Source organism: Vibrio satsumensis, from assembly GCF_050337435.1.
In the GTDB taxonomy this organism is placed as follows: domain Bacteria; phylum Pseudomonadota; class Gammaproteobacteria; order Enterobacterales; family Vibrionaceae; genus Vibrio; species Vibrio satsumensis.
The window spans coordinates 40,059-56,757 of the sequence record NZ_JAKJSX010000004.1 but is presented as its reverse complement, the minus strand read 5'-3'; the positions used below and the strand labels follow the sequence as shown (position 1 = coordinate 56,757).

General features: G+C 42.9%; 11 protein-coding genes. 6 read left to right on the top strand and 5 right to left on the bottom strand.

The features are described 5' to 3' along the window. The first annotated feature begins 293 nt into the window (after positions 1-293). Complete coding sequence (locus L4C44_RS03395; protein ID WP_428804373.1) at positions 294-1,748, top strand: FAD-dependent oxidoreductase; 1,455 nt, start codon at positions 294-296, stop codon at positions 1,746-1,748. Between the two features lie 131 nt (positions 1,749-1,879). On the opposite strand, the gene L4C44_RS03390 is transcribed toward L4C44_RS03395, so the two are convergent. The 3 genes from L4C44_RS03390 to L4C44_RS03380 all read right to left on the bottom strand — a co-directional run bounded on the left by L4C44_RS03390 (position 1,880) and on the right by L4C44_RS03380 (position 4,468). Next, positions 1,880-2,830: a 5-oxoprolinase subunit C family protein gene (locus L4C44_RS03390; RefSeq protein ID WP_285954496.1), complete on the bottom strand. Its 951-nt coding sequence runs from the start codon at positions 2,828-2,830 to the stop codon at positions 1,880-1,882. Beyond that, complete coding sequence (locus tag L4C44_RS03385) at positions 2,823-3,590, bottom strand: 5-oxoprolinase subunit B family protein (protein ID WP_428804372.1); 768 nt, start codon at positions 3,588-3,590, stop codon at positions 2,823-2,825. The genes L4C44_RS03390 and L4C44_RS03385 overlap by 8 nt, the downstream gene beginning before the upstream one ends. A gap of 134 nt (positions 3,591-3,724) precedes the next feature. Next, positions 3,725-4,468 (bottom strand): 5-oxoprolinase subunit PxpA, encoded by a 744-nt coding sequence (locus L4C44_RS03380; protein ID WP_017095551.1) that lies wholly within the window; start codon positions 4,466-4,468, stop codon positions 3,725-3,727. A 169-nt stretch (positions 4,469-4,637) separates the two neighbouring features. On the opposite strand from L4C44_RS03380, the gene L4C44_RS03375 reads away from it, so the two are divergent. The 4 genes from L4C44_RS03375 (at position 4,638) to galE (ending at position 10,299) form a co-directional block, all read left to right on the top strand. After that, entirely contained in the window at positions 4,638-6,701 is a 2,064-nt protein-coding gene (locus L4C44_RS03375; RefSeq protein ID WP_428804371.1) for a TonB-dependent receptor plug domain-containing protein, read from the top strand. Beyond that, positions 6,691-7,227, top strand: coding sequence for a YfiR family protein (locus tag L4C44_RS03370; protein ID WP_146491586.1), 537 nt, complete (start codon positions 6,691-6,693; stop codon positions 7,225-7,227). Before L4C44_RS03375 ends, L4C44_RS03370 begins: the two co-directional genes overlap by 11 nt. Next, complete coding sequence (locus tag L4C44_RS03365; RefSeq protein WP_428804370.1) at positions 7,227-9,200, top strand: sensor domain-containing diguanylate cyclase; 1,974 nt, start codon at positions 7,227-7,229, stop codon at positions 9,198-9,200. The genes L4C44_RS03370 and L4C44_RS03365 overlap by 1 nt, the downstream gene beginning before the upstream one ends. Positions 9,201-9,285: 85 nt before the next feature. Then, positions 9,286-10,299: a UDP-glucose 4-epimerase GalE gene (galE, locus tag L4C44_RS03360; RefSeq protein ID WP_428804369.1), complete on the top strand. Its 1,014-nt coding sequence runs from the start codon at positions 9,286-9,288 to the stop codon at positions 10,297-10,299. A gap of 339 nt (positions 10,300-10,638) precedes the next feature. Here the strand turns inward: galE and L4C44_RS03355 are convergent, their stop codons facing one another. After that, positions 10,639-12,786 (bottom strand): TonB-dependent hemoglobin/transferrin/lactoferrin family receptor, encoded by a 2,148-nt coding sequence (locus L4C44_RS03355; protein WP_146491584.1) that lies wholly within the window; start codon positions 12,784-12,786, stop codon positions 10,639-10,641. Positions 12,787-13,010: 224 nt separating this feature from the next. On the opposite strand from L4C44_RS03355, the gene L4C44_RS03350 reads away from it, so the two are divergent. Next, complete coding sequence (locus L4C44_RS03350) at positions 13,011-13,898, top strand: LysR family transcriptional regulator (protein WP_146491583.1); 888 nt, start codon at positions 13,011-13,013, stop codon at positions 13,896-13,898. On the opposite strand, the gene L4C44_RS03345 is transcribed toward L4C44_RS03350, so the two are convergent. Next, complete coding sequence (locus tag L4C44_RS03345) at positions 13,890-16,571, bottom strand: bifunctional acetate--CoA ligase family protein/GNAT family N-acetyltransferase (protein ID WP_285954488.1); 2,682 nt, start codon at positions 16,569-16,571, stop codon at positions 13,890-13,892. The genes L4C44_RS03350 and L4C44_RS03345 overlap by 9 nt on opposite strands. Positions 16,572-16,699: the final 128 nt, after the last annotated feature.

The window sequence follows — 16,699 nt, the reverse complement described above, 5'->3', positions numbered from 1 at the left end:
TTAGCAAGAACGTTATCAACAGTTATCCACAAAAACGGTGGATAACTTTAGGGATAAGTTAACCTCTATGTTTTAAGAGTACTTAGGCAGCCTTTATGTGGCGTCACTTAGGACAAATTTGACTGTTAGAATAACCTTCAAAACTCTATCTGGAGTTATTGAGTCAAGAGGTTATTTATGTTTTTTACATAGATATTAAATCCCGCCTATCTAAGACCTTGATAAAAATGTGTTTTAATTCATCTCAGAACAAAAGTAGAATAGCGGCAGTTAATCTTATTCTACAGAACACGATGAACCACAACAAAACGGATACAAATCAACCTTCTATTGCCATTGTTGGTGGTGGTATTGCCGGAACCACGAGCGCTATTCATTTTAGTGAGCTGGGTTTTAAGGTCATTATCTTGGAAAAAGGGCCAAGTTTGGTTAATGGGCCACCCATTTGCCACTTGCACGCTGGCGGCAATTTGTATCGAGATATTTCTGTAGAGCAGTGTCTTCAGTTACTCACGCAGTCAATTGATACCGTCCGCTTGTTCCCTCATACGATCAATATTCGTCCTACAATCATCGCGGTTCCGCACAGTGATGGTGGAGAACCGTTGGATCTACTTCCTCGCCTTAAGATAATCAAGAACGCTTATGCCGAGCTTGTTAAACAAGATAAAAGCAACCAAGTGCTTGGTGATCCGGAAGAGTATTACAAGCTGTACAGCAAACAAGATTTATTAGCGCTTTCTGCGAAAACACAGCCTCTGAAACCCACATCGCTTGATGATTGGTGTATTCCTTTTGCCAAACATACCGATTTAGAAACCCTTAAGTATCCTGTTGCTATGGTTCAAGAGTATGGTTGGAGCGTATTCCGCTTATCTGCAACCGCTCAACTCTCTTTGGGGCAACAAGCAAACTGTACTGTGTTAACCAACAGCCGATTACAATCTGTTGAGTCGACAGGCCAAGCTTGGGTTTTGACTTATACAGACGCCGAAAACCAAAGCTGCCAACTAACGACCGATTACTTGATCAATGCGAGTGGATTTGAAACGGGTATCGTGGACGACTTTGTTGGCTCTAAGCAGCAAAGACTTGTTGAGTTTAAAGCTGCATACGTTACAGAGTGGCCATATTCACAACAATGTAAGGAAGAGTGGCCAGAGGTTATCTTCCATGGTCCTAGAGGCACACCGCAAGGCATGGCCCAATTAACGCCGTATGCTGATGGTGTGTTCCAACTTCACGGTATGACAGAAGGGATTACTCTGTTTGAGGGTGGTCTTGTTTCTTCATCAACAGATTCGTCACAGCCACAGTTACCTTCGAAGCTTCTTAAGAAAATCGTATCGGGTTGGAGTGAAGAGCAGCTTGAATTAAGAACTCGTGCTGCAATAAAGCATATGTCTCAGTTCATTCCAAGTTTTCTCTCTGCACAGGTGGGCGGCAAGCCGTTGTTCGGTGCTCAACAGATTCCGGGAACCGATCCTAGCTTACGAGCTTCAGACGTTTCATTCTGTGGTGATCGCTATGCTCGACTTGAAGTAGTAAAAGCGTCTTCAACGTTAGAGGCGGCGCAAAAAGTTGCTGAGCAATGGTTTGATATTGCGGAGGCTGTTTCGATTGAAGAGACCCACCCAGTGACGCTGTCACTTAAGTTGGGTGATATTGAAAATAGAGCGATAGGTTTAACTCAAGAGCGCGGATACCCAAATGCTCTTGCTAAGGTATCAGGGCAAGAACACGGTTAAAATTACGCTAATTCGCCTAGCGCTTAAATCGCGATTGTCTTGCCAAAAGCACAGTCCAGCTTGCTGCCAACAGTAAGCTGGACTTTTAGTTTATACGTCTTGATCGAGTGGCATTTATCTGAAGGTGCGCATCAATAACCGAAAAATTGCGCCCACTGACACCATACATCTTGTAAGCCCAGCCTGTCGCCTTTACTAAACGATATTTCATGTCCAGGTTTGGCTTGTGCTAAGCGTGGTAAGTCGATTCTCGCGACGCAACCAATCTTCGGGTAACCACCAATGGTCTGCCTATCATTTAGCAACACGATAGGCTGCCCATCTTGGGGGATTTGAATAGAGCCCAAGGCGATACCCTCTGACAAAAGCGAAATCTCAGGCGAGGCGACTGGGTCGCCACTAAGTCGATAGCCCATCCGATTAGAGTTTTGATCAACGTGATACTGTGCGTTATACAAAGTCTCTTTTGCTGACTTCGAGAATAGCTCGCTTTGATAACCTTCAATAACTCGTAGGTTCACGGGTAGGTTGTAATTAGGTGTGTATCGGAAGGTGACACTCAGTGCTTTAAATGGGCGAGATAGTTGGTGTTGGGTAAAAGCTATTTGTTGCCCTTGCTGGCATGGCTCTCCATCTTGTGTTAATCCACCAATCTTTTCACGAGTCACTGTAGAACAGCTATGAAGAGTTAATGGAACATCGAAGCCACCCTTAACGGCTAAATACGCCCTTAGACCATTTTTAGGTAAACCAAATGAAAGAACTTGCCCTTCGAAAGCTTGAAAAGTACGCCAGTTAGACAGTGGTTTACCATCGAGCTTAGCTTGTAAATCGCCACCACATAATGCCATTTCGCAATCAAAATCGATTCGCAACGCACATTGCCCAAGCGTAATTTCCAATACCGCTCGGTTTACTGGGTTTCCCAATAAGTGATTGGCCCAGCTATAAGAGTAATCATCAACCGGACCTCCTTGTGTCAATCCAAGGTGAGCAACACCAAATCGCCCAAAGTCTTGAATTAGACTCAACGGTCCGGGCTTAATCACTGTCAGTGTTGGTTTAGCTATTGTTTTAACCATTAACGGCACCTCCACTAATCGCCATAAACCTAAGCTCAATAAATTCTTGTTTTGATATCGCGGTGAAACGAACGGTGTCACCGACATTAAGTAGTGATAGTGGCGTTTGCGTGTTACCAGCGTTCTTCAATTGGCTGTGCTCAAACAACGGCAGCGGGCAATTGCCAATAATATTCCAGCCACCCGGTGAATCCGAAGGGTACACAGCCGTTTTTGTATCCGCGATGGCGATACTGCCTTTCGGTACATTTAAGCGGGGTGTGGAATGACGGGGCAAAGCAAGCTCATTAACCACATCAGACATAAACGCAAAGCCAGGCGTAAACCCAATCGCACTGACGCTGTATGTGTGTGAGGTGTGGTATTGAATAATATCGTCCAGAGACAGGTCTTTGTCTTGATACCTGTCTAAATCGAGCGCCGTTTCGGGTGAATAATAGGCAGGAAGATCAATAGTATTACGAGTGTTACTCACATTAGAGAAAGACGATAGAGAGTGATTCAACAAATCATTGAGTTGTTGAATGAACTGATGTTCTGAAACTCGATAAGGCAAGTAGTCCACCAGAACGGTGTGGTAAGCCGGTGTCACATTCATCAACACTGATGCTAAGTTTTGGCGAATAGCATCGGAAAAGTGAGCCATGTACTGCGCATATTCAGCACTAGATTGTTTATTTGAAGGCGATAGCGTCAAGGTGACCAAGATACTACATTCTGCGACTGGCACTATATTGAATTCAATCTGATTCGTCATCATTTCGTTTCCATACGTTTGTTTGCTTACCTTTGGTTTGATTACTTGGCGTGTCTAACTTCCGTGTCCAGGAACTAGATTTTATGAGCTATTGGTCAGGCGAGCGATTAAGCCGTGCGCCCTACACATCACACGCGCTAGTTAAAAGCATTGAGGTCTTGTCTGATTTTTCTAATTAATGCGATGGATTGAGGGTTATCGCCATGGACACAGATGGTATCCGCTTCAATGGGTAGCCTTTCACCTTCAATGGTCGTGACAGAACCATAGTTAATGATTTGCATGACTTGGTTGTAGATGTCGTCTTGATTGACGTAAACCGAGCCTTTTTGAGTTCGCGGTGATAACTGTCCGTTATTTAAATAGGCACGATCGGCAAATGCTTCAAATAAGAGTGGCAAGTCGTGATCGTCAGCAATATCCAAGTATTGCTGATTGTCTGATGAAGAGAGAATCATCAAGGGGATGTTAAACTCAGCGACCGCTTGGGCAACAGCGTTGAACACATCGATATTTGCCATCATATCGTTGTAAAGGGCACCATGAGGTTTCACATAGCCAACAGAGGTATGGTGATAGCGGCAAAGCGCTTGTAGTGCACCGACTTGATAGCAAACCAGTTCACTGATTTCATCCATGGTATGGGGGATAGAGCGACGTCCAAAACCAACTAAATCTTGATAACCGGGGTGAGCACCAATTTGAGTATGATAGTGCTGAGCCAGTTTAATGGTCTTGGACATAACGTGCGGATCGGAAGCGTGAAAACCACAAGCAATGTTCGCCATATCAACCCATTCCATGACAGATTCATCATCGCCCATCTTCCAGTTACCGAAACTTTCTCCCATGTCGCAATTAAGCAGAATCTTCGTTGTCACGTGGTGTTAATCCTTTACGTTGTTGTATCTAAAGACGTTCGTATAAATGACAGAATTAAACAGTGACCTAACTCAAAGTTTTGCGGTTATGAATTTATTAGTACAGCATTTCATATATAGTCTATTATCAATAAAAACATTAATATTTGTCTGTATATTAGGTGAGCGTATGATTTCCCGACCAGTTTGCTTAGGATTAGCATTGACCACACCAGCTTGTGTAATGGCTCAGGAAAACTCTCTAGATCAACTCATGTCAATGAGCCTTGAAGAGCTATCGATGTTAGATGTTGAAATGGAAACAGCATCTAAGGTTACTCAAAAACTCACAGATATTCCCTCGTCTGTGTATGTACTTTCAAACGAGCGAATTCAGCGCAGCGGTGCAAAAAGTATCGCCGAAGTTTTAAAACTCGTACCGGGTTTAAAAGTTACTAAATTCAATGAAACATCTTGGTTTGTCTCTACAAGAGGATTTCATGATGGTCTCTATAACAAAATGTTGGTGATGATGGATGGGCGGAGCCTATTTAGCCCTGTCTATGGTGGAACTTATTGGTCCGACGTTGATTACGTACTCGCTGATATTGACCGAATCGAAGTACTAAAAGGGCCGGGTGGTACAATTTGGGGGGGCAATGCTGTCAACGGCGTCGTAAATATCATTACTAAGTCTGCTAATGATACACAGGGGACTTATCTCTCTGGTGTCGCTTCTAATACGGATAACTATGAGTTTAGCGTTCGTCAGGGCTTAAGCTTGAACGACAATGTGAACGCTCGTGCGTTTTATAAGTACCGAGAAGAACCAACGTATCGCACAAATGAATCTGAAAAATGGAAAGCGCAAACTGCTGGTATGGTGTTTCAACCGAGCAATACCAATGAAAGTTGGTCATTACGTATAGGCGGTGAAAAAAGCTTTTATGAGTCTGAGCTGTACACGTTCCAGTATGACAACTCAGGATCGTTTGTCGAATCAGAATCCAATGATTTCGATAACAAGAGTCAATCTTTTTACGTCCAATTTAACGACTCCCTTCATTTTGAAGAAAATTCGACACTCTCGTATTCGCTATGGGGAGAGTATAATGAGGACAATGCGCCAGACGCCCCGGGAAGCTATTCCACCATCGATTTTGACTCTACCTATATCAGCCAGTTATCGGTAAACCATCAAATGACACTCGGCGGTGGATTGCGATACATGTATCTCGACTTCTCTTCAAGCCAAGTTTCTGACGTCGATTGGTATAACCCAGATTACTACGGTCGAGCTTATAACATTAAATCAGCAAATGACTATATTGCGAATGCTTTTGTTCAATCTCAAATTCAATTGACCGAAGCACTATCTATTACGGTTGGCGCCAAGGTAGAACACTTTACACAGAGTGATTCGACGGAACTTTCACCTCAACTGCGCGGTTTATACAAGTTAAATCAACGTCACTCTGTCTGGGCGGGACTAAGTCGTGCGGTCGTTGCGCCTTCTTATATGGATTCAAACTCCACATACTACTTCAACAGTTACTATGCCGATTCAAATGACAGTTACCTCGATGTCTATAAATCGAACTCGAACCTAGAAACAGAGAGTGTCATTACAGCTGAGATGGGATATCGCTATTCTAACAATTCAAACTTCGAGCTCGATGCGACGATATATTTAAGTGAACATGACAACCTTCGCTTCCATAGTTATGACGCTAGCGATATCCCCGCAAATCATGTCTATGTCGGCGCGTTATCTGACGACTATAAAGCGAAAACTTATGGGTTAGAGTTGGGGGCGAGTTATCACCTAACTGAAGATCTAACCAGCTACCTAAGCTACGCTTACACAACGCTAGAAGGTCAAAATAAAGGTGATGACCCTAAATCTAGCCCTCAAACGAGTGTTTATTACGATATTGATAATGAACATTTAGCTACGGCACAGTTGATGTGGAATATCACCGATAGTTGGCAATTCGATGTGATAGGCCAGTACATTAATGTGAATTACCCAGACTATTGGGTAGCGGGTGATGGCACTCAATATGAATGGCAATCTTACCCGCATGAAATAACCTTTGATGCGCGTCTCGCATGGAAAAAATCGTCCGCAGCGCCTTTAATTGAAGTGGTTGTTGAAAACATAGGTAAGAGTGACGGCTATCAAGCTGAATTCACATCTCAGAAAAGCGTCAATCAAGAGTCGGTGTATGTGAGGGTCTCTCATGAATTCTAAATGGCTTAAGCACCGCATTAAGCTCTGCTTCACTAAATTAAGCCTTGCCGCTTTGACTATGCTTATTGTGCCTTGGAATACATCGGCGGCTAGCTTCAAACCGCATGAAGTTAAAGCGGTGTACCTGTTTAGAATTGCGAACTTTATTCGTTGGAATGACGAAAGCACAATGAATGTTGTTAACTTTTGCGTTATTGGCGATAAAAAAGTAAGCAAAGTACTAGCGTCAATTACAGAAGGGAAATCTATTCGTTCACTCGATATCCGAGTTCAACAATCGGTGGCGCCTAAGTGTGATATCACCTATCTATCTGATCTGGATAATAACGAATTTAGTAGCAATGCACACTCACCCCATACTGTCACGATCAGTGATATTCCTAACTTTACGGATATGGGAGGTATCATTGAGTTAACGCACATTGATAACAAGCTCAAACCTAAAATCAACTTAACAAACGCGAGACGTGGTGAATATATCATCGGTTCAAATTTGTTACGAATCGCTATAGTGGAGGGCCAGTAATGCTGTCTTTCATTAATAATATATCGATTAAAAACAAGCTGATCTTGCCGATTATTATCTTTATCGGGGTTACTTTCGTCACTATTCAATCAGTTAATTACACTGTCACTTTTGAGCGAGAGAAAGAGAGCCTGATCCAGCGAGTTAAGGTATTGGCGCAAGGGGTAGCATATAACCTACAAGCAGCAATCTTATTTGAAGATAAGTCGTCTGCTCAGGAGATTTTATCAGCGTTCATTGCAGATAGAGATATTGTGAGGGTAAAGCTCTATGACACTAATGAGCAGTTATTTGCTAACTATCAAGTGAGCAATACCTTGATCCCAAGGCCGACTGCTGATGAATTAATTGATATCGCGGATCATCAATTTGCCATCTCTGAACATTTCATCTTTTTGCTTGTTCCGGTGACTCTGGATGATGCTGTTATCGCGAACTTGAGAGTGACGATATCAAAACAGACGTTTAATTCGATCTTAACGAATATTTTCAAGGTTGCAGCCGTCTACCTGTTGTTTCTGGTGATATTAGGGGGAATATTGGTCAAATTGGTTCAACGCTTGATTATCGAGCCGATGTTTGACCTCAATGAGGCGATGCAAGCCTTTGTTGAGCGCCGATCAGAACAACCAAAATTAGTCGCAACCAACCGTGATGAGATAGGGGATCTAGTTCGCGCATTCAATACCATGCTGGAAAGGCTTCAACATCGCGATAACCAAATCAATTTTACGCTAGATAAATTACAAGAAGAAAAATCATTCGCAAATGAAGTGGTTGAAACCGTTCAGCACTCGTTGTTAGTCGTGGACGACAAAGGGCTAATCGTTCATGCGAATGTCGCCACTCGTGATATTTTTAAGTGCTCAGAAGCGTTTCTTGACAACTTGTTGATCCAAGAGCTGATCACAACGAAGCAAAAAGGATTTTTACAAGACGTCATCGACGCCAATATTGAGCTCAATGACGAACTACTTGAAACCACAGATCTATTTCAATCAAAGCGCTGGCTTCGTGTGAGTAGTCGTTCGCTGTCAAAACAGGGCCGTATACTTTATGCAATACAAGATGTAACTGAAATAGAGATAGCAATGAGCCGCCAACGTATTGCGGCAGGTGTTTTCGAGAACAGTAAAGACGGGCTTATAGTATTAAATTCGTCTAACGTAATTACTATGGTTAACCCAGCTGTGACTCAACTTCTCGGTTATCACGCCGATCTGCTGGTGGACAAAACACCATTTGAAGCATTTTCTTGGCAACAATTCTCTTCATTAATGCCGACTATTCGTAGCTCATTGGAAAATTATGGCCAGTGGCAAGGAGAAATCTGGGAGAAGAGTGCGTCTGGCACCTTGATTCCAATGTTTGTCAAAGTGAATAGAGTTTCATCAGACAATGAAAAAGATGAGTTTGATATGGTATTAACGCTGTCGGATTTATCTAACGTCAAAGAGATGGAGAGGCTCGAACACTTGGCTCATCACGACGCGTTAACAGGATTAGCCAATAGGGCTCAACTGTATAAGGTGATGGATGATGTCATAACCTCTAGTCATTATTCAAATCAGCTCTTTGCGGTGATCTATTTGGATCTTGATGGTTTTAAACACGTTAACGATAATTATGGACACGATGCGGGCGACGCAATTCTCAAACAAGTATCAAATAGGCTGTTATCTCAGGTACGGGCAGGTGATTTGGTTGCACGTTTGTCGGGAGATGAATTCGTTCTTATTATTAAACAGACAAACAAAGCCTTGTTGGTTAAGTTAGCTGAACGATTGTTAGAGCTTATTGGACAAGAAGTAAGTTATAAACAGAGCTCACTTCATGTTGGAGCAAGCTTGGGGATCCATTTAGTTGATGGCTCTGAGCGCGATATTGACGTGATTCTGAGAATTGCTGATGAGGCGATGTACCAAGCGAAACGCAAAGGAAAAGGGCAATTTGTGTTCTCTCATGATGGTTAATTGCCTCAGGCATTTGTGACCTCAACCTAAGTTGTTGTATCATAAGTGATAGGTTAAGTATTTTTAATTAAAAGGTCTGCTAAACATGAATGTTCTAGTTACAGGTGGCATGGGTTACATTGGTAGCCATACAAGTATCCAGATGATTAACGCAGGTATGACTCCTGTACTTTTTGATAGCTTGTACAACAGTAAACCAAGCGTTCTAGAGCGTATCGAAAAGGTATCTGGCGTTCGCCCTAGCTTCATTGAAGGCGACGTTCGTGATAAAGCGCTTTTAACTGAAACCATGAAGAAACATAACATCGAAGCGGTTATCCATTTTGCAGGCCTTAAAGCAGTCGGTGAGTCAGTGGCAAAGCCTCTTGAATACTACGACAATAACGTAAATGGCACGTTAGTTCTTGTTGATGCAATGCGTGACGCTGGTGTTAAAACTTTAGTATTCAGTTCTTCAGCAACGGTGTACGGCGATCCTGCGAGTGTGCCTATCACAGAAGATTTTCCAACTAGTGCGACGAACCCTTACGGTCGAAGTAAGCTAATGGTTGAAGAGTGTTTAACCGATTTCCAAAAAGCCAATCCGAATTGGAGCATTACACTGCTGCGTTACTTTAACCCTGTAGGTTCACATCCAAGTGGTGAGCTAGGTGAAGACCCGCAAGGTATCCCAAATAACTTAATGCCATTTGTATCTCAAGTAGCAGTGGGCCGACGTGAATTCCTATCTGTCTTTGGTAGTGATTACCCAACAAAAGATGGGACCGGTGTTCGTGATTACATCCATGTAATGGATCTATCTGACGGCCACATTGCAGCGCTCGAGAAAGTAGGGCGTAAAGACGGTCTTCATATCTACAACCTTGGTACAGGTAACGGTTCAAGTGTATTAGATATGGTTAAAGCATTTGAAAAAGCGAGCGGCAAAGATATCCCTTACCAACTTGTTGATCGTCGTCCGGGTGACATTGCTGAATGTTGGGCAGACCCAGCCAAAGCTCAAAAAGAACTCGGTTGGAATGCGACACGCACACTGACTGAAATGACCGAGGATACATGGCGCTGGCAGTCAACCAACCCTGATGGTTTTCCTGGCTAACCGAGTTGTTTCGTGAATGGTTAATGTACAAAAAGATGCTTTAGAGCATCTTTTTTGATCTAAATCGAATAAAAACTGAATTAGCGGTTAAAAAGTATCATTCTGTATCGGTTGTTGTTATCATGCTTGCGAATTATATGTTTAATGTTAATTTTCTTTGGAGTTAATCATGGAACTAGGCCTAATCATCACTTTTATCATTGCTGCTGCAGTAATGGTTAAGAAAGAAATGGCAGAGAAGTAATTTCACTTACCCCTTTTTGATACAATTTTTAGTGAAATAATAAAAGCCAGCATTTAGCTGGCTTTTTAGTATCTGCAGTTCAGCTTTTTAACGAATTAGAATTCGTATTTAGCTGAAATACCATAGTTTCTTTCCGCTTGAGAGTTTTCTTTGTAAAGCTCATCATCTCCGCGAACATCATTCCAACGGTAGTATTCTTCGTTTGTTAGGTTGAACACACCGCCACGAATCGTTAAGTCTTTGATAGGCTTGTAGTAAGCCGTTAAATCAACAACGGTTGCACTTGGAAGCTCTGCTTGACCAGCGTTACCGCCATTTTCATCATCAAAGTTGATGTCTGAACCAGATTTATCAGCCGTATAGTTTAATTTAAGGCTAGTACCCCAGTTTTGGCTTGGCGCATCATAGTTAAGACCTAATACAGCATTCCAAGGGTTCACACTGTTTAGTGCATTTCCGTTACCGTCTTCACCTTCAGTGTAAGACGCCACGAAATGAGTTGAGATGCCTTCAGGCGCTCCCACTAAAACATCCCAAAGTAACGTGTTAGAGAACTCAATGCCCTTAATCGTTGCAGATTCTAAGTTAACATTAGAGTAGTGTGTCGTACCACCAACTTTCTTCGTTACCACAGTTTCAATGAAATCATCGTAGTCACTGTAGTAAGCGGCAATTTCAGATGAAGAAGCCTGAGTATTGTGACGGTACCCTAACTCGTATGAAATACTTGTTTCTGATTTCAAATCTGGGTTCGGATCGTTTACGTAACCATGACCAGGGTTGTCATATGTATAGTACAGTTCATCAAATGAAGGAGCTCTAAAGCCTTGGCTAATTTGCCCAAACACAGTACCTGTATCTGTGAGTTTGTAAGTCGTACCTAAACGCCCTGTTACTGCAGAATCTGAGAAATCAGTTAGTGATTCAGCTGTATTTTTTCCTGGATCTGTTGAGAAGTAATCAAAGCGTACTCCTGGGGTAACAATGAGCTTGTCATTCAATAAACTAATTTCGTCTTGTACAAATAGACCAAACTTTTGTTCTTTAGCATCAGGAGTGTATACATAAAGCTTGTCATCAGTCGCAGGATCAGAGTTGTATTCCATATTTGTATTGCTGATGTCACTATGTGTATAAGTAGCACCATAAACTAGGTAATGGTTATTAATCTCTTTATCAAGCTGTGTTTCTATCTCTAGCTTATCTTCGGTGTATTCATAGTCTTTTGTTTGAAGATTGTCATTGTTAGCAGGGACATAAGGGGGGAAACCAGGACCTGCAGGTTTAAAGCGCTTCGTCACACCATTCTCTTCTTTAGAAATGTACGACACTTTGCTGGTCACGGTATCGGCAATTGCGCCATCAGCGAACCAAATGTGTTTAATCGCAAATCGATTTTGCTCTGTATCATCTGCACCCGTGTAGCTATCGTAGCTTGAGTGATAAATGTCAGAGTCTGAAGTGTCTTTGATTAGCTCAGCTAGAAACTCAATACGATGGCTTTCATTCAATTGATATTGCAATTTTACCAATAGGTTATCGGCTGATGTATCTTGATCTTCTACTGCGTAATTCTCTAAGTTATTAGAGTCGCGGAAGTTTTGAAGCTCTTCACCGTCACGACGAGTGTAGGCAACCAATGTTTCTAAATCACCGAATCGATTAGCTAATGCAACATGCTCACTAAAAGAATTATCTTCTGAAGAGTAAGACAGTTTCGCTTGGCCACCGAAGTCTTCGCCATCTTTCAAGAAATCGGAAGGGTCTTTAGTTTCAAAGGCAACAACACCACCAATTGCGTCACTTCCGTGTAAACTTGAAGCAGCACCTTTGATAATTTCGACACTTTTAAGCATGTCGGGATCAATTGAAATACCGCTAGAATTGATAAATGCGTATGGACCACCATCAAATGAACCTGGCTGAGAAGAGCCATCGACCAAAATCTTAACGCGTTTACCTTCCATGCCACGAATGTTGATAGTCTGTGCGCCTTGGCGAGAGCTTGAATTCATCGTTACACCCGGAGTGTATTCGAAGATTTCATTCACATCTTTCGCCATATTCTCTTCAATTTGCTTATCCGAGATGACAGTAACAGAAGCTGCTGTATTGATAAGTGTTTGATTAGTACGAGTAGAAGATACAACAACCTCATCAAATAGGGCATAATCGTCAGCAAAGGCTGATGTTGATGAAAGCGCTAAAACGATTGAAGCAGAGAGTAGGGATTGCTTATACATCTGATAGTTACCTTAGTTCCATAGTCTTATCTTGATTTGCGAAAGATAATATTGGATCTAAATGATAATTACTATTATTTGCATTTAAATAATTTTCAATCTTATCAACTAATTCATAATTAATACTCTTAAACACCTGTATTAAAAAGACTTTTACAGTTCCATTCGCAGCATGAATGCTTCTGTTTTTGTGATTCAGATCTCATTTATAAAGTAGGAAAGCTATGCATAGTCCAATAACACTTGAAGCATTACACATATTAGATGCCATTGATCGTCGTGGGAGTTTCGCAGCTGCAGCGAATGAACTGGACCGAGCGCCTTCTTCATTGAGTTATCAAATCCAGAAGTTAGAACAAGACTTAGATATCATGATTTTTGATCGCTCAGGCCACCGTGCAAATTTCACGGAAGCGGGGCAGTTAATATTAGAGCAAGGTAGAATCATTCTTGGTGCCACTGAACAACTCGTTAACGATGCGAATATTCTTGCTAATGGCTGGGAGCTCGATTTAACCATTGCCTTTGATGGCATCATTCCTATTGCCAATTTCTTCCCGTTGGTCGACGAACTCGGGAAAATCAGCAAAACACGTGTTCGCTTACAAGAAGAGATCTTAGCCGGATGTTGGGAATCCCTGACAGATGGCCGAGCCGATTTGTTGGTATGTCCCAAGCTCGACACGATTCCAAACGATATGAAAAGTGACACCATTGGTAAGATGGAAATGGTATGGGTCGCGGCATCAAGCCACTACGTTCATAAGCGCTCTGGCGAGTTCGACCAAAAGGCAAGGGAAAGTTACAGGGTTATTGCAATTGCAGACACTGCACGCGATCAACCAGCGTTAAGTCGCAACATTCTAGAGAAACAACCTCGTTTAACCGTAACAAGCTTCCCTGCAAAAGTAGAAGCTCTAACGACGGGATTAGGGATTGGTACATTACCGAGTGTTATAGCGAAACCATTGATCGAATCTGGCGTTCTACAGCAGATTTCGGGAACAGAACCGCAACCTATCGATATTGTGATGGCTTGGCGACGCAACAAAATGGGCGACGCCAAGTCTTGGTGTATCCAACATCTTAAAAAAACATGGGCGTTAAAGTAACGGTAACACCATATCTGCAGTACCATCTTCAAAACTGATATCTAGCTCGAAGCCGAGCTTCTGGGCTAGTGTTAGCATGCCTCTATTGGTTGGCATTGTCATACCGGACATCTGTTTTGTCTGCTTCGCACGACAGTAATCGATAACCTTAGTCATAAGAATTCGACCTAAACCAACACCTTTAAGATCAGACCGAATCAATATCGCGAATTCAGCGTCCGTATTCTCTGGGTTAATCAGCGCACGAGACACACCAATAATCGCTGGAACGCCTTGTTCCTCACGTACCACTACAAACGCAATCTCTCTATCGAAATCAATCTGAGTAAAATTAGCTAATGCTTCATGATTAAACTCGCCCACATCACTAAAGAAACGCTTGTAGAGATCCTCTTTAGAGACACGATTAATGAAGTCGGCATGAAGTGGTTCATCTTCAGGAAGAATAGGGCGCAGCAACACTTCTGTCCCATCTTTTAACTGGATGCGTTCTTCAAGCTCTACAGGGTAAGGGCGAATCGCCAGTCTTTCTTGTGGATCACCTTCGTAGGCTTTCAATATAATATCGGCATCCAATATCGTAAATTTGTCTCCATTAGCGAGTACTGGGTGTATATCCAAATCGTGTATCTCTGGGCAATCCACCACCATTTGAGAGATACGGACCAACAGCTCAGACAAACCTTCTATATCAATGGGGTTAGGCAATTTTTGCAGGCGAATCTTGCCACTTTTTATCGCCCTAATGATCAAGTAACGCGCCAGTGTCATGTTAAGCGGTGGGAAAGCAGCCGCGGCATCAATTGATTCGTCCCACTCAGAGCCACCTTGGCCAAGTAAAATGATAGGGCCAAAGGTTTCGTCCGTTGTAACCTTAACTCGCAGTTCTTGGCCGCCTGCAAGCTTGGCCATTCCTTGAATCAACAGCCCATGGATATGCGCGGTAGGGAACGACAATTGAGATCGATCGAGAATTGCCTGAGCGGCATTCGCGACTTCACTACTGTTTCGTAAATTCAGCATCACGCCTTGAACGTCCGACTTATGCGCAATGTCTGGAGAACGAAGTTTTACGGCAACCGGATAACCAATTGTTTCAGCTATATGTACCGCTTCACTTGGGTCGGAAGCGATCCATGTGGGTAGCACATCGAGGTTAAAACTCTTGAAAAACTGGCTATTTTGGTGAGTGTCAAGACTAACTGTATCTTTATCCAGTAGTTGGCGCTCTATCCAATTTTTTGCATCTGCCAAGTCTTCAATGTGCACTTTTTCTGCCGTGGTCGGCGTTTCCATTAACTGACGTTGGTTACGTCTGTACTCGACCAAGTGCATGAATGCGACCACTGAGCTTTCAGGCGTTCGATAGGTCGGGAAACCCGCTTCGGTAAACAGCTTTCTCGCTGGCCTAGCTGTTAACTCACCAGACCAATTCGTCAGGATGTTAAAGCGCTTGTGGCGAGGGTGCTTCTTAATCGCTTCAATAATTCGTTCAGCCGTTCTAGCGGAATGTGCAATTGCTGAAGGGCTATGCATGATAAGAATCGCATCCGCTTCATCGCCATCGAGTAAGATGTTTATGGTATCGATATAACGCTGATCACCAGCATCACCAACAATATCGATAGGATTGCTATGAGACCAACTCGATGGCAACACCTTGTTCAATTGGTCGAGTGTCTCTTCAGATAACTCTGCGAGTTTACCACCACGCTCAAATAGGGTGTCCACTGCCATAATTGCAGGGCCGCCCCCATTGGTAACAATAGCCAAACGCTCACCACGCAAGGGCACTGAATGAGTCAGTGTTTCTACCGCAGCAAACAGTTCATGTAAGTTCTTAACTCGTAGCATGCCACTACGTCGGATCGCAGAGTCATAGATAATGTCTAAAGTGTCAGCACCGCCAGTATGGGCCATGGCCGCCGCTCTGCCTTTCGCCGTGCGACCGCCTTTTAACACCAGAATGCGTCGGTTTCGCGATGCTGCACGCGCCGCAGAAATAAAGCGCCGAGCATCAGTAATGCTATCAACGTAAAGTAGTATCGCTTCAGTATGAGAATCGGTACTCAGGTAATCCAATAATTCCGAGAATTCGATATCACTGCCATTGCCTATCGAGATAAACGCTGAAAAGCCGATCTCTTTGTCATTAGCCCAATCTAAAATCGTGGTACACACAGCAGCAGATTGAGAAACAAAGGCGATTTTACCAGGTAATGCTGTTACTGGAGAGAATGATGCGTTCAAATTTAACCAAGGGACAATCACCCCCAAACTATTGGAGCCAAGCACTCGGATGTTGTTCTTTTTGGCTATCGCCAGGCATCTTGCGTCATACGTCTCACCATTATCACTTTGTTGTTGCATGTCGGATGAAAGCACAATGACAGAAGCGATGCCTTTCTCAGCCAGCTCTTCAAAAATGGCGACATTACGAGTCGCATTGGTACACAATATCGCAAGGTCAGGAACGATCGGCAGCGACAAAATGTTTTTGTAAGAGAGTACACCTGCCACCGAGTCATATTTTGGCGTAACCGGCATCACCGCACCTTTGAAATCCCCGTGCAACAAATTGTTCATGACGATATATCCTGCACGCATTTCTCGTTGAGAAGCACCAACAACAGCGATTGAGCGGGGTTTAAGTAGGGGATCAAGATGATTCATAGACATATCCTAGCAATGCACGTAAGTTCATCGTAACTTACTTTTCACTAACGGGTTGATGGCAAATTCACCGAATTAAGATGAATAAGCAGACACTGCATAAAGTTTGTGAAATAGGTCACCCACTA